This window comes from Spirosoma areae (genome assembly GCF_054781775.1).
Map to the genome: position 1 here is coordinate 1 of NZ_BAAGTT010000035.1, position 14,494 is coordinate 14,494.

The window sequence follows — 14,494 nt, forward strand, 5'->3', positions numbered from 1 at the left end:
TCGGCCTAGGTTGATCTCTTCAACCATCTGACGCATCTTGAGCTCATGCGCCTGAGTACGAAGCAAAAATAAGTGGTCCATCAGCTTGCGGTGATGGTCAACCTATTCTCGGACAAGACAATGTGAATGGGGCGTGTAACTTGATTTTTATTCCCTGGCTTCGGCCCGCAGCGGCACGGTCCGCCGCTGCGGGACCGATCCCTTTCCAACCTACTGTGCCGGAAGAATCATTAATCTAAAAATCCGCGTTCAGGCACTACAGACCCATCATGTCAACATTCTTAAGTGTGCGGCAATAATCTCCTGGTTTGTTCGTGCTGCTTCCAGTCAACTATGGCCAGTTCAGGGGGAATGGGTAGATGCCTTACATAAAAAAAGGCACATCTTTGGGCGCGTATTTCCGCATTCCTTCTTCATTGATTTCCACCCCGATACCCGGCTTGTTGGATAGCGGTATAAAGCCCTTATCCACCATCGGGCCATCGAACGTAACGACCTCTTTAAACATGGGATCTTCGTGAAAGTAAATCTGCCACTCCAGGATCAGAAAGTTGGGTACTGACGCACAAACATGACACGAGGCCATCGCGCCCAGATAAGAGGCCACCATATGGGGGGCGAAAGGCACGTAATACAGATTGGCTAAGTTGGCAATGCGTTGCGCTTCGCCTAACCCGCCTGCCTTTTGCAAGTCAGGCATAATAATGTCAACAGCCCCGATCTCGAGCAGTTTACGGAAGCCATGGGCTAAGTAATGGTTCTCACCCGCACAGATGGGCGTGTTCGAGGCCTCGCGAATTTGACGGTACGCTTCGGGGTTTTCGGCCGGAATGGGTTCCTCCAGAAACAGGAGGTTGAGCGGCTCCATCAATTTAGCCACCCGCCGACCCGTGGTGGTGTCATAACGGCCGTGCATATCCACGCAGATGTCGATTTTCGGTCCAACACCTTTACGCACCGCAGCAATCTGGTTATACATCCGGTCTAACTCACCAGGGCTGGCCGTCCAATTATAGGCATCGTATTTGTTGGGGTCGGTGCGTTCATCGATGTCAAATTTAACCGCATTAAAGCCCATCTTCACCGCATTGGTAGCCGATTGGGCAAAATCGTCGGGTGTTGGATTGGTACTGCGATTGAGTGCTGTATCGCAATAAACCCGGATCTTATCGCGGAATTTCCCACCCAGCAATTGATACACAGGTATACCGAGCGCTTTGCCAACCAGGTCCCAAAGTGCCGTTTCGACCGCCGACAGCACCGAAATATACATGCCCGCCTGTGCGCCCTCGAAAAAACCCGCCCGCCGAACGTCTTCAAATATCCGGTTGATGTTGAGCGGGCTTTTCCCCTTGATGCGCTCGCCCATCATCTTCACCAGATGATAGGTTCCGGGCGTAGCATCGACGCCTTCCCCACAACCCCAGATGCCCTGATTGGTATGAACTTTGACGAACAGGCTGTGTCCACCGCGAATGTAGCCACATTTGATGTCGGTAATTTTCAAATCCGAGGGAGCCGATGAGCGTGGAGCACGGTCGACGGCAGTTTCCAGCCCTGAACCAAAACCGGACAGGGAACTGGCACTAAAAACGCTGGCTAAGGCACTTTTGGTTAAAAAAGAACGCCGGGAGGTTGTGGTTTTCATCAGGGTTTTCAGGAAGTAGTAATAGTTGAGGATTTATTTTTCAGCAATTAGTTAACTGGTTTGACCGGGCCGATTGCGACGAAAACATCCACCGCCAATTGTTGTCGCCGGTGTTCAGCAGCAGGTAATTAGACAGGTACGCCAGCAGAATACCGATCACAATGGAAAGCTGATAAAACGACACCATCCGGCCCCGCATGGACGCGGGCGATATCTCGGCCACGTACATCGGGCAAACCAGCGCTGCCGCCCCCACGGCCACGCCACTCAGCATCCGAAACGTTACAAAGAGCGGAAAACTCCCCGCCCAGCCTGTGCCGACGCCCGTTAGCGCAAAGAGCACGGCACAGCCCATCAGCAGCTTTTTCCGGCCCAGCGTATCGCTGAGGTTACCGCCGATCAGCGCACCGATAGCCGCCCCCAGGTTGATGCAGCCCACGGCCCAGCCCGTCTGAAAGCCATTGAGCGCAAACTGTTTGGTGAAAAACGGAACGGTGCCGGAAATGATCACCAGATCAAGGCCAAACAAGACCCCACCCAGCGCGGCAATAGCACTGATGAGATAGACGTAACGCCGATTGACGGCCTCGTCTGCCGAATGGATGTCGGAATACGCCGGGATGATGACAGCCATAAATTGAGGGTAAAGGGTTTAGGGAAGTGGTCACTCGCGGCCAAAACAACTATTTCAGGGCTACATCGGCCTCTTTGGCCAGGAAATCGGCACCATCTTCGGCCAGGCCAGCCGCCGACCAGGTCAACAGCGCGTTATTCGGCACAACCTCAATGGGCGTAATGCTCGACAAAGACGACGCCGAATCGTTATAGCCAATGTTTGACTGCCGGTTGTAGCACGAAATCATGGACCAGCGGGGTTTGTCGGACAGATTGGCCTCGGAGCGGTGGAGGATGTTGCTGTGGAAAAACAGGACGTCGCCCGCTTTCAACTCTACATAAACCCGTTCCATCGTTTTCAGGGCCAGATCGACGTACCGCTGCGATGCGCCCACCTGCTCCCCGGCGAAACCGTGCTCAACGCGGCCCATTTTGTGCGAGCCTTTGATGACCTGCAAACAGCCGTTTTCCTCGTTTGCGTCGGTGATCGCCACCATAACCGACATCATCTGATCGGGCAGCAGGAACTCGTTTTTGTACCAGTAGCCATAATCCTGATGCCACTCCCAGGCACCCCCAACGTGCGGCTCTTTTTGCATCAATTTGGAGTGGAAATGACAAACGGCTGTCTGACTGCCATCGGCGTTGGTATCGAGCAGTTTATCGACCGAATCCACCAGTTGTTCGCTGCGGGTGAGCAGGCCGTAAATGTCGTTGCCGGGTTTGTACCAGAGCGACAGCTTGCTGCGTTTGCCGCTGCTGTCGTTGATGTTGATCGCGTTTTTGCTCACGGCGCTATCGTCAATGGCGACCTGATACAGTTTCGTGACTTCTGCTAAATTCAGGAAGTTCCTGGTAATCAGGTGTCCATCCTGAATGTATTGCTCAATTGTTTGGGTGTTAATGATTGGTTTGTCATGGTTTTTTGTGTTATATGGTTATGAAAAAATTGATAGAGGTTGTGCGAGTTGGGTTTGCCAGGTTGTGAGCATTCTTTACAAAGCGGTAATCTCAAAAAGTGCCCCGGCGTAGGTACCAGTCAGAGTTACAGGAAAGCCGGTTGTTTTCAATGCTCGTCCGGTCATAGTGGCCAGCACGTTGCCGGTCATATCCGTTACCCGATATTTTTTAAGAGGGTCAAGATAATTAATGGTAACGGTTCGTTTTGATTCATTAGCACCCTGCCGAAATACCCCGATAATACCACCCTTTTTGGTGTCGGTATTGATGCGCTGGAAGCCATCCCAACTGCCTTCTGCAGGTTCGCCAAATCCGGCTAAATCCTGCCTGAAAAGCATAAACTGGTGCCTTTCATTCGTTGCTTTCATCCAGTCGGCCCATTGCCTGACCTGCTTTTTGTCGGCTTCAGTAAGTTTTCGTGTGTCGCCCAACAGAATGGGCATGGTGCCCGAATTGGATAGCAGCGATAAGTAAAAGTTGGGTTCGTCCAGAATCAGGTTGCCAATTACCATCGACGAAGCAGTGATAACGGGCGAACGCCACCAGCCCATTTGCCGCACACGCCAGCTTCCTTTGGGCGATTTTTCGTCGATGTTGGTGAGCCAGTTGCCATCAGCATGTTGAAGCATGGCAAAGTCAATTAATTGCAACTTACCCAGGGTTTCGAACGTACAATCGATGTATAAATCGGGAACTTCGGCGTGCAATTCGTCGAATAGTTGGAAACAACGCTCATAGATGGCTTGGTACGACTCTTCGCGGTCGCGGTGATATGCATGATTTTTGGCACAACACCCTGTATTTTTTGGGTTGAAACGGTAGGCGCTCGTTACCACCGATAAATCGAGTTTCACGTATTTCAAATCGTGGGCTTTTACCAAGCGCAACACCGATTCTTTGATATAATCGTAGTAGCCGCCCCCCAAACAAGCCGTTACCTGATTTGGATTTCCAGATTCGTCGTGCAAATAGGCCGGATTACCCTTCTCGTCTTGAACAAACCAATCAGGATGCTCGCGATAAACTTTTGAGTTTTTGGTGGCAGTGGCTACACTAATCCACAAACCCGGTTTCATGCCAAGGGCTTTTACCTCGTTAAAAACCTCTTTTAAGCCGTTTGGAAATTTTTCGCGGTCTTCTTTCCAGTCGCCAAGGTTCAAAATCCAGTCAATGTCTTTGTCCCCCGTGAGTGTTGGTTTCCCATCAATGGTGTTCCAGCCGGCATCCATTACAAAATGGCTGAATCCGCATTGAGCAGCATTCTTCGCCACATCAATTACCGAAGCGGTGGTCATATCGCCACGAAACGGCGCCCAGGTATTGTAAACAGCAGTGGGCACATTTTTCATTTCAGAAAGGCGCGTACCCATGTATTTTCGAACAAAATCAGGAACAACGGTATTCAAAACCAAATCGGGATTGGCTGCATTTTGGTAGGGTGCGACAAATACAAAAGAGCTTTCCCATGTTTCGCCTGGTTTCAGCCACTTGCGCAACGGGTAATCAGCATTGAACGGATTAAAACCAATACCGATCGATTTGCCATCGAGTAAAGCCGACGTGCGTTTCATCACGCCTGGAACTTCGTTGCCCAGAACCAAGCCACGGTTTCCGGTTACTTCGTGCAACACAACAGCCGGGTCGTAATAATTTCCAACGTAACCATTCATGGTTTTGTAACGCCCGTAGTTGTTATAAATCCACGCATAGGTCATATCTAAGTTGGTGGTCAGCTTTTCAATTTCGAGTGATTCAATTTTTAAGTCAGCTTTTCCTAAATTCCTGAACCCGATTCGCTTACGAATTACAGGCGATTCGGGGTAAAGCAGGTAGGAAATTGAAAGCTCCAGGTTGCTGTTTTCAGGCGTAATCCCCTTTAAACTAATTGTTGCGCCATTTCCTTGATTCAGATCGCTTGATTCCTTCACATCAATCAGGTTCCAGCCCGATTTTCCGGTCAACTCCACGCCATCTGAGGCAAATAAAAACTCATCATTTACAGGTCGCACAAAACCTTTGACTACACCACTCAATTCAAATGAATTGGTCTGAATTTCGTTCTTTTCAGTGTACGGTAATTGGACTATACGTTTTACCAAACCATTGTCGAGGGTAAGTTCCGTTTTTGTCCACTTGGCAAACGGCTGCGCAAATAAACTCGGCAGTATGGCAAGTTGCACGAAAATAAATAGCAATGATTTTTTCATTAATTTATTGTTTTCAAAAGTTTGTTCAGACAAACTTGTATTTAATGCTGGTTTGATAATCAATATTTATTTTAAGTTAACTATCACTTTATTGGAATTCGTAAGCGCCCATGTCAATTTTGCGACCTTTCACCCTGGCTTTATTGTCCAAATCGAAGTCAGAAACTCCCAACGCCTTGGTTCCTGTATCAATGGGTCGTTTCTCGATTACGCTTATTTATCCCACCAGACCGGCGTATCCATCGTATCGGCACCTTGCTTTCCAACGGCCGTTTTCAGGTTGGCCTGGTTCACTGAGTTCTCCGAGTCGGGATAGGTCAGGCGCAAAATAAAATTTCCCTCTTCCTGGCGTTCAGCGGCATGACCAAAGCAAGTTCATTTACTGCTGAACCGTGCCTGGGGGCCTTTACATTGGATTGATGGGTAGCCATAGCTCTGGTTGAGCTTAACTGGCTAGCCACAATATGCCCAGAGCAGCCAGGCGATGAGGGAATAAACGTTTTAGCATTTTATAAGCAGTTAATTGGTTAGGAGTCGATTCAAATGGGCTGAAATTGACCGTCAGCCTGCGCGTGTCAACGATCGGTGTAGCGGGTATTCCTTAAGCCGGGATCAGGCCGTTCGGGTCAATCACATATTTTTTGGCCGCTCCTTTATCAAAATCCCGGTAGCCGTCAGGGGCCTTGTCTAAACTGATTACGGCTACATTCACGGCTTTGGCAATCTGGATTTTATCGTACAGGATGGCATTCATTAACTGACGATGGTATTTCATGACCGGACATTGACCCGTATAGAACGAGTGCGACTTTGCCCAGCCTAACCCAATACGAACCGTTAGATTTCCTTCCCTGGCCGCTGCGGTCGAAGCACCGGGATCACCGGTCACGTATAGGCCAGGAATACCAATGGCTCCACCCGCACGCGTGATGCTCATTGCCGCATTCAACACAGTAGCCGGGAGTTCGATGCCCGCTTCAGAGCCATGTCCTCTAGCCTCAAAACCAACACAGTCAACCGCAGAATCGACTTCGGGTACCCCAATAATCTGGGCAATCTGATCGGCGAGTGGTGTTTCCAGCCGCAGATCAACCGTTTCACAGCCAAAGCTTCTGGCCTGCTCCAGCCGTTCGGGAATCATATCGCCTACAATGACAACGGCAGCCCCCAGTAAATGGCAGGAAGCCGCACTGGCTAGACCCACGGGTCCGGCACCGGCTATATAAACGATTGAGCCGGGACCTACCCCTGCCATAACCGCACCATGATAACCCGTCGGAAAAATATCGGAAAGCAATGTCAGGTCCCGGATTTTAGACATTGCCTGCTCCTTATCGGGGAACTTTAGCAGATTGAAATCTGCATAGGGAACCATTACATACTCGGCCTGCCCACCAACCCAGCCCCCCATATCGACGTAACCATAGGCGGCTCCGGGCCGGGCCGGATTCACATTGAGGCAGATGCCCGTTTGACCAGCCTTACAATTACGGCATCGTCCGCAGGCAATATTGAACGGGACGGATACTAGGTCACCGACTTTAATAAACTCCACATCGCGCCCGGCTTCAATAACCAGCCCCGTAATTTCGTGACCCAGTACCAGGCCTTCAGGTGCTGTTGTCCGTCCTCTGACCATGTGCTGATCACTCCCGCAGATATTCGTGGAAACGACCTGGAGGATAACCCCGTGGTGGCATTTCCGGTCGCCAAGAACGAGTTCTGGATAGCCAATAGAACGGACTTCAACCTGTCCAGGTTTAATGTAGGTAACTCCATGATTCTGGCACATTGGCGTAAGGCTTAGAGATATTTACTTGTATTTATTAGTCTATCAGGCTTTACCAAACGGACATCTTTCCCGGCATTCAGCTGAATCAACAAGTCAGCAAATACATCCTGACGAGCGTAAAATCTGACTACCTCAGATTGCCTTCAGGCTTACATAGTTGTTAAAACCCGACAGGTTACTGCCTCACAGTAATGCCGGTGACTACCTTATCTTGTTGCATCAGGTAGTCTGTCTTTGCAGTAGCAGCTCGATTTCTTCCAGCGTTTTTCCTTTCGTTTCAGGAACCCTGATCCATACAAACAGCATATAAATGAAGCAGAGGCCAGCATGAACAGCGAACGTAACTGAGGGACCCAACTGTGTATTCATTACCGGAAACAGGGACGTGGTAAAAAAATTAGCGACCCATAAAGCCAGGGTAGATACGGCCAACGCCTTTGCACGAATTCGATTCGGAAATATCTCGGATAATGCCACCCAGGTAACAGGCCCTAATGTAGCCGAGTAAACTGCAATGAACGCCAGAACAAAAAACAGTACCCATCCACCAGACAAATGCCAGTAAAAAGCAAATGCTAAAGCTAAAGCATCAATACCGAGGAGGGCCGAACCATAAAGCAGTAGTTTTTTGCGGCCAACCCGGTCAATGGTACGAATCGCAATGAAGGTAAAAACGAACGTAATGAGGCCAATGATAATTGATTGCATGAAGGCCGTATCCTGCGCAATACCGGCTTGCTGGAATAAGACGGGGGCATAAGAGAATAATGAATTCTGGCCGACTGCCTGCGAAAACACCGCAATCACAATACCCAGCACAAGAACATGAACTATATCTTTTCGAAACAGATCACGTACCCGATTTGGGTGGTGCTGCAAAAAGCTTTGTTCAATTTGCTCAATCTCAAGATCAGCGTGTTTGGCGCCGCCAATGCGCGTTAAAAGTGCATATGCCTCGCTCCGACGCTGCTTGCCAACCAGCCAGCGCGGACTTTCAGGTACCCAGAAGAGTCCCACAAAAAATAATAGTGCGGGAACTGCCTGCGATGAAAACATCCAGCGCCAGTTGTTTTCACCCGTTTTGAGCAGTAGGTAATTAGAGAGGTAAGCCAGCAAAATCCCAATCACAATGGAGAGCTGGTAAAACGACACTATTTTTCCCCGAACCGGAGCGGGTGACACTTCAGCCACATACATAGGGCAAACCAGCGCAGCAATTCCCACCGCAACTCCGCTCATCATGCGAAAGGCCACGAAGGTATAAAATGTATTGGCCCAGCCTGTTCCAACACCCGTCAAAGCGAATAAGGCGGCACTGAACAGCAGTAATTTTTTTCGGCCCAGCCGGTCAGCGTAGCGTCCACCGACTAAGGCTCCCAATGCGGCTCCCAGATTGAGACAACCAACGGCCCAGCCCGTCTGAAACTCATTTAAGCTAAAATGACGGCTAAAAAACGATACCGTTCCAGAAATAATGACCAAATCGAACCCAAACAAAACGCCACCTAAAGCAGCGATGCTTATGAATAAAGAAATGTACCGTTGGTCAAATGTCTGATACTTAGGATAAGGGCCAGATTCTGTCTGAATAATAACCGCCATACGCTAAACAATAGGTAAGGCATCCCAACAGCGGCCTGCCATCGGAATTGCACAAAGGTGAGTTTATTTCAATGCCACATCCGCGTCTTTTGTCAGGAAATCAGCTCGGTCTTCGGCAAGCCCCGACGCATCCGAAGTCAGCAAGGCTTCGTCCGGTACAACGTCTAAGGGCGTAATACTGGCCGAAGAGGATGACGATTCGTTATACCCAATATTGGAAGCCCGATTGTAGCAGGAAATCAGCGACCAGCGCGCTTTGTCCGATAAATTGGCTTCTGATCGGTGGAGAATATTACTGTGAAAAAATAGTATGTCACCCGCCTTCAACTCGACATAAACCAATTCCATGGTTTTTAACGCCAGTTCTACATAACGCTGTGCCGCACCGTTCTGCTCACCCGCAAAGCCATGCTCCACCCGCCCCATTTTATGCGACCCTTTAATGACCTGCAGGCAGCCATTCTCCCGGTTTGCGTCGGTAATAGCCACCATGACCGACATCAGCTGGTCGGGCATTAGAAATTCATTTTTGTACCAATAACCATAGTCCTGATGCCATTCCCAGGCACCACCTACCCGTGGCTCTTTCTGCATTAACTTGGAATGGAAATGGCAAACCGGTGAACCAGCCCCGTCTAGCAGCTTATCGACGGCACCGACCAGGGTTTCACCACGGGTCAGCAGTCCATAGATGTCATCGCCCGGTTTGTACCATAACGACAGCTTACTATGCTTCCCGCTACTGTCGTTAATGTTAAAGGCATGTTTTCTGATAGATGCATCGTCAATAGCTACCTGATACAGTTTAGTTACTTCGGATGGGTCAAAAAAATCGCGTACGATCAAATAGCCATCCCGCTCATATTGGTCAATCTGGTCAGGTGTTAAGGGTTGTTTAGCCATGATACAAAAAAGAGTTAATGAAAGGGTAAACGAAAAGTTAGTAACGAATCTGCGACGACAGAGCTAGTAAATCGCTCTGACATCAGGCAGTAGAACAGATGGATGGTCGATAACTTAGTATGGATAATTTTATCATTCACACCCCACCTGCCGTCTGGATGACATGCTGTGAATAGCAAACTGGACTTTTCTCTGGCAAATCAGGTCTTGTGTTAAGCAGAATTTCTTTACTACTTAATTATCTGCTATACAGCCAATTAAGTAGTATCTAGGTAACTGACAATAAAGGGATATTATTGCTTAACTGTTACAGTGGTTTCTCTTTTGCATTATGCCAGTACAAAATTCAGCTATTAGAAGATAGGCCAAATGAACAATATTATTAATTTTATAGATTATTTTACTTACAGAAAAATTTATTAACAATGGCTAAAATGCCTAACTTAAGTCAGAAAAGCAGAGGATTTGAAGGGGAGCTTATCATTGAGCCTCCCAAAACGGCTATTGCCCAAAGCCAGCGGCAGCCTCTCATCCACACATGCTTTATTGCCCGGATGGGTTACTACCCGAAAGCATTACATCACTACTTCAATCGGACAAAGGGCATTACACACGTTATTCTGTTGTTTTGTGCTGACGGACGGGGTTGGATACAGTACGAGGATAAAAAAGTATCCCTCGAAGCGGGTGAAGTTCATGTCATTCCGGCAGGCACACCACACTCTTATGGAGCCGATGTAAATAACCCCTGGACGATCTACTGGTTTCATTTCTCGGGAAGCCATTGTCATGAAAGCATCTGGGCCATTTTAGGGGATAGAGACAAGATTAAGGTAAGTTTCTCTGATGAGCGAAATGCAATATTCAGGCAAATAGCGGCCACTTTTCTGAAAGGATACAGCGCGGCTAATTTATTATTTGCCAACCTGATGCTACGTCAGTATATAGCGACGTTCGTTTTTCCTGAACAGTTTAGCCCTGATTCCAGCGCAAAGATCCCAATCAGCCCCACCGAGAAGTCTATTTTATTTATGCAGCAAAACCTCTCTAAGCCATTAACCCTAAAGAGCATAGCCGAATCGGTTAATCTATCCGTCTCGTTTCTTTCCGGTAAGTTCAAACAGCAAACGGGCTATGCACCAATTGAGTATTTCAATTATTTGCGGGTGCAGAAAGCCTGCCAGTTGCTCCACTTTAGTGAATTACGGATCAGCGAGGTTGCTTCTCAAATTGGCATGGATGATCCCTTATACTTTTCGAGATTATTTAAAAAGCAGATGGGGCTTTCTCCCCTTCAGTATCGCCGAAACGAGATTAGTGCATTCCCGGCTCAACCTAAACCCTGATGAATATGGTCTTTTAGGTCGATAAAATGGCTTATTTCTGCAACTTAGAATCTCCCATGCAACAAAAAATGATCCGTTCGGGCGTATAACGATGAGTAATAGCTAAAGTCGTTATTGTTGGTATCGACCCGTTTGTCGAGACGAAGTACCGAGCTGGCTGGCGGTACGGCTAATAGCTGAGTCAGGTTTTCGGTGGCCGTGGTAGCCAGCAATTTCTGTTCACCGCCCTGAACAATTAGGTTATAGACCGTTCGTAGTAGTTCAAATAAAGACCGATTCTCAAAGTTTAAATCCGACAAACCGGGCAGGTGCTGGCAACCACAGGTCAGGCAGCGGCTGGTGCGACCATTACCTTGTTTAGGAGAGCATAAAAAAGCCTGGGGTGAACCGACGATTTTCGAACTTTAGGGTAAGCCTGTCGTCACCCCATGAAAAAGACAAAACGGCCGGCACCTGAACCTGTTCCGGCTAAACCCTACGAGTGCCTCTATCACCTTAAAATCCATCTACTCGACATCAGCCCGCAGGTGTATCGCCGGTTTGTCGTCAAAGGAAATACGACGGTGGTTCAACTGTACCATATTGTCCAGTTAGTCATGGGTTGGGACAACTGGCACTTGCATTACTTTCAGATTTTCGGGCGTCAGTACGGCATCGATTATACCGGTGGCGATCAGTTTCTGGGTATTCCCCAGATTACGCGTCTGGGCAATTTCGGTCTACGAACCAATGACACGTTTCATTACCTGTATGATTATTACGACCGTTGGGCTCATCAAGGGGTTCTTTGGCTAAACGGGCGGATTTATACGGTAAGCGACGGGTTTTATAGTTCAAAAACGACTACTTATTGACGATCAGTGCCTTATCAAAAAGGGTACATGAAAAACTACCGTAAAAACAGCCATTCTGACTAATCTAGGAGAGTATCATAACCTATCAATAAGGAACTCCTACTTGATAGAAATAGCTTAAAAAAGCTGACAATCAGCTTTTACCTAGATTTGTAGTTACTTACCGTATAAATCCACCCGTTTAGCCAAAGAACCCCATCAACTGCGGATCGAAGTCATAACCCCTGATGGTGGTCTATATCGGCATCCTCGTTGCTTAGAAGGAAAACGAGCTTGTCCACCCGAGGAAACAGGAGGGCCAACCGTATATAGTCAACAGCTTGACGCGCAACGCGATTGGGTTTATGGCTGGTTGGACACCCTGGTGGAACGATTACAGGCGGGCGAGAACCCTTTGGAGGACAATGTGCCGGCCTGGTACTTTACCCATCAGCCGGAGCGATTCGATTTAAAAGCCATCAATGGGTTCATTTGCCGTTTCGTACAAAATCCGTCACTTGACTGATTTGATCGACTCAACGGCTTTTAATCGACTGTGGTTCAAAAAGTCTTACCTTTCTGAACCACAGTTAATTAGCGATTTAAATACTCAGAAGAGCTAAAAAAATAGGGCCAAAAAGTAGGTCCACTAACCATTCTAGTTTTTATTTTATGAACCCGACTTCCTGGATCAACTCAATTGATAATCAACTCATTGCAAACTTGGTGCCGCCCAAGTGACGGTTTTTGTACGAAACGGCAAACGCACCCACACTCGGCACGCTTTACAATGATGCACTCTTCGCCGATCTGTTTCCCCAACGCGGACAGCCAGCACAATCTCCCTGGCAGTTAGCCCTGGTGACGCTGATGCAATTTGCCGAGAACCTCTCGGACCGTCAAGCCGCCGATGCGGTTCGGAGCCGGATTGACTGGAAGTACATGTTGGGTTTAGAGTTAACCGACGCAGGTTTTGACTTCAGTATCTTGTCCGAATTCCGCCAGCGATTGGTAGTTGGCCATGCGGAAGAACGCTTGTTGAACCACCTTCTAGTGTGTTGCCAGGAACATAAATGGCTGAGAGCAGCCACCAAACAGCGAACCGACTCGACTCACATTTTGGCTCGCATTCGGGCGACCAATCGATTAGAGTGTGTTATTGAGACCATGCGGTTTGCCCTCAATAGCCTGTCCGGGCTCGCACCCGAGTGGTTAGCTAGGCATCTGCAACCTGAGTGGGCCATCCGATACGGCCCTCGGGCCGATGACTACCGCCTACCGGATACAAAAGCAAAACGACTAGCCTACGCTCAGCAAGTCGGTCAAGATGGGTTGTGGCTTATGGAGCGAATCGAGATGGATCAACAGGCGGCTTACTTTTGGCAGCTACCGGCGGTTGACATCTTGCGTCGAGTGTGGATTCAGCAGTTTCGTGTGGTGGAAGGGCAACTCGTCTGGCGAGTCGAAAATCAAGGAGAATTACCGCCTTCATCTCAGATTATCAGCTCACCTTATGATCTAGAAGCCCGGTTTAGCCGGAAACGCGATACGACGTGGGTGGGCTACAAAGTCCACTTAAGTGAAACCTGCGAAGAGGATCAACCGCATCTGATTACTCAGGTAGCTACTACCGTCAGTACCGAAGGGGATTCAGACACGTTACCTCAAATTCATCAGGGCTTGGCGAATAAGTCTTTACTGCCGTCTCAACACCTGGTGGATACCGCTTATATGAGCGCGGATCTGCTGGTACAGAGCCAGGACGCTTATCAGGTAGATTTAGTGGGCCCCGCTCGGAAGGACCAGAAATGGCAGGCAATGGCGGGCGAGGGGTATGCGGCTGCGGACTTCCAAATCGATTGGGCCAACAAACAGGCCACCTGTCCTCAAGGGCACACCAACCAAGCCTGGATCTCGACCTCTGAGAAAGGCCAGCCCCGTGTGCAGATTAAGTTTTCTCAAAAAACCTGTAGACCCTGTCCGGTTCGCAGTAAATGTACCCAAACCAAACGACGCTTTATTTACTTGCGGGCGGATGAACACTACCAAGCTTTGCAAGTTGCCCGAAAACGGGACTGTCAAGCGAGTTGGCCCCTGCTTTACAATCACCGAGCAGGCATCGAAGGCACGCTTTCGCAAGGTGTGCGCAGCTTTGGTATGCGTCGTTCCCGCTACATCGGTCTAGCCAAAACGCATCTACAAAATGTCTTTATTGCTACGGCGATGAACTTGTGGCGCATTGTCAACTGGCTCAATGAAGTGCTCTTAGCCAAGACGCGTCAGGCAGCCTTTGTGCGATTAATACCTCAAATAACGGCCTAAACTGAATTCGCCAACAGTATCCGTTAGGAAGAAATACCCCCTATACGGAACAGCCAATTTCTTGGCCAACACGGGCTGGTCGATCTGGCTAGTGGGGATAGGTGTAGGACTGCTGTACCACCGTCCTGTATCCCAAGTCATCAACCAGCAAGAAACGACCAAAATCATTGTGTAGCTCTTATAAATCGTACGGCTCAAACGTACTATAGAAATCGGTGCGTATAAGAATATAACCACTGCGGTGGGCCGCTCGTTTCGACAACACA

At 48.7% G+C, this 14,494-nt stretch carries 13 protein-coding genes; 4 read left to right on the plus strand and 9 right to left on the minus strand.

The genetic code is table 11. From position 1 onward, the window contains the following. Window positions 1-364 precede the first annotated feature (364 nt). The 8 genes from ACYVI1_RS20665 to ACYVI1_RS20700 all read right to left on the minus strand — a co-directional run bounded on the left by ACYVI1_RS20665 (window position 365) and on the right by ACYVI1_RS20700 (window position 9,727). Window positions 365-1,648: a mandelate racemase/muconate lactonizing enzyme family protein gene (locus ACYVI1_RS20665; RefSeq protein WP_460912688.1), complete on the minus strand. Its 1,284-nt coding sequence runs from the start codon at window positions 1,646-1,648 to the stop codon at window positions 365-367. A gap of 40 nt (window positions 1,649-1,688) precedes the next feature. Then, window positions 1,689-2,282 carry an MFS transporter gene (locus tag ACYVI1_RS20670; RefSeq protein ID WP_460912689.1) on the minus strand — a complete coding sequence of 198 codons (594 nt, stop codon included), beginning with the start codon at window positions 2,280-2,282 and terminating at the stop codon, window positions 1,689-1,691. Window positions 2,283-2,331: 49 nt separating this feature from the next. Next, window positions 2,332-3,171, minus strand: a complete 840-nt coding sequence (locus ACYVI1_RS20675; RefSeq protein WP_460912726.1) for a phytanoyl-CoA dioxygenase family protein — start codon at window positions 3,169-3,171, stop codon at window positions 2,332-2,334. A gap of 87 nt (window positions 3,172-3,258) precedes the next feature. After that, a complete protein-coding gene (locus tag ACYVI1_RS20680) occupies window positions 3,259-5,430 on the minus strand; it encodes a glycoside hydrolase family 36 protein (RefSeq protein WP_460912690.1) in 2,172 nt (723 codons plus the stop codon). Between the two features lie 88 nt (window positions 5,431-5,518). Next, the gene (locus ACYVI1_RS20685) at window positions 5,519-5,647 is read right to left on the minus strand and encodes a choice-of-anchor Q domain-containing protein (RefSeq protein ID WP_460912727.1); all 129 of its coding nucleotides are present in this window, start codon (window positions 5,645-5,647) and stop codon (window positions 5,519-5,521) included. A gap of 384 nt (window positions 5,648-6,031) precedes the next feature. Further along, window positions 6,032-7,222: a formaldehyde dehydrogenase, glutathione-independent gene (fdhA, locus tag ACYVI1_RS20690; protein ID WP_460912691.1), complete on the minus strand. Its 1,191-nt coding sequence runs from the start codon at window positions 7,220-7,222 to the stop codon at window positions 6,032-6,034. A gap of 219 nt (window positions 7,223-7,441) precedes the next feature. Then, complete coding sequence (locus ACYVI1_RS20695; RefSeq protein WP_460912692.1) at window positions 7,442-8,824, minus strand: sugar porter family MFS transporter; 1,383 nt, start codon at window positions 8,822-8,824, stop codon at window positions 7,442-7,444. A 63-nt stretch (window positions 8,825-8,887) separates the two neighbouring features. Further along, window positions 8,888-9,727, minus strand: coding sequence for a phytanoyl-CoA dioxygenase family protein (locus ACYVI1_RS20700; RefSeq protein WP_460912693.1), 840 nt, complete (start codon window positions 9,725-9,727; stop codon window positions 8,888-8,890). Window positions 9,728-10,161: 434 nt separating this feature from the next. Here ACYVI1_RS20700 and ACYVI1_RS20705 point away from each other — a divergent pair, with 434 nt between their 5' ends. Continuing rightward, window positions 10,162-11,073, plus strand: coding sequence for an AraC family transcriptional regulator (locus ACYVI1_RS20705; protein ID WP_460912694.1), 912 nt, complete (start codon window positions 10,162-10,164; stop codon window positions 11,071-11,073). Window positions 11,074-11,117: 44 nt separating this feature from the next. Here the strand turns inward: ACYVI1_RS20705 and ACYVI1_RS20710 are convergent, their stop codons facing one another. Continuing rightward, complete coding sequence (locus ACYVI1_RS20710; protein ID WP_460912695.1) at window positions 11,118-11,372, minus strand: UTRA domain-containing protein; 255 nt, start codon at window positions 11,370-11,372, stop codon at window positions 11,118-11,120. 129 nt (window positions 11,373-11,501) lie between these two features. Between ACYVI1_RS20710 and ACYVI1_RS20715 the strand changes: the two genes are divergently transcribed. The 3 genes from ACYVI1_RS20715 (at window position 11,502) to ACYVI1_RS20725 (ending at window position 14,228) form a co-directional block, all read left to right on the plus strand. After that, complete coding sequence (locus ACYVI1_RS20715) at window positions 11,502-11,927, plus strand: plasmid pRiA4b ORF-3 family protein (RefSeq protein ID WP_460912696.1); 426 nt, start codon at window positions 11,502-11,504, stop codon at window positions 11,925-11,927. A 208-nt stretch (window positions 11,928-12,135) separates the two neighbouring features. Next, window positions 12,136-12,432 carry an IS1096 element passenger TnpR family protein gene (locus ACYVI1_RS20720; protein ID WP_460912728.1) on the plus strand — a complete coding sequence of 99 codons (297 nt, stop codon included), beginning with the start codon at window positions 12,136-12,138 and terminating at the stop codon, window positions 12,430-12,432. Between the two features lie 221 nt (window positions 12,433-12,653). After that, window positions 12,654-14,228, plus strand: a complete 1,575-nt coding sequence (locus ACYVI1_RS20725) for an IS1182 family transposase (RefSeq protein ID WP_460912697.1) — start codon at window positions 12,654-12,656, stop codon at window positions 14,226-14,228. The last annotated feature ends 266 nt before the right edge of the window (window positions 14,229-14,494 follow it).

Excerpts from the sequence above, each read along its gene's own strand:
- ACYVI1_RS20715 (WP_460912696.1), top strand. The coding sequence starts at position 11,502 with ATGAAAAAGACAAAACGGCCGGCACCTGAACCTGTTCCGGCTAAACCC.
- ACYVI1_RS20695 (WP_460912692.1), bottom strand. The coding sequence starts at position 8,824 with ATGGCGGTTATTATTCAGACAGAATCTGGCCCTTATCCTAAGTATCAG.
- ACYVI1_RS20680 (WP_460912690.1), bottom strand. The coding sequence starts at position 5,430 with ATGAAAAAATCATTGCTATTTATTTTCGTGCAACTTGCCATACTGCCG.
- ACYVI1_RS20665 (WP_460912688.1), bottom strand. The coding sequence starts at position 1,648 with ATGAAAACCACAACCTCCCGGCGTTCTTTTTTAACCAAAAGTGCCTTA.
- ACYVI1_RS20700 (WP_460912693.1), bottom strand. The coding sequence starts at position 9,727 with ATGGCTAAACAACCCTTAACACCTGACCAGATTGACCAATATGAGCGG.
- ACYVI1_RS20670 (WP_460912689.1), bottom strand. The coding sequence starts at position 2,282 with ATGGCTGTCATCATCCCGGCGTATTCCGACATCCATTCGGCAGACGAG.
- fdhA (WP_460912691.1), bottom strand. The coding sequence starts at position 7,222 with ATGTGCCAGAATCATGGAGTTACCTACATTAAACCTGGACAGGTTGAA.
- ACYVI1_RS20705 (WP_460912694.1), top strand. The coding sequence starts at position 10,162 with ATGCCTAACTTAAGTCAGAAAAGCAGAGGATTTGAAGGGGAGCTTATC.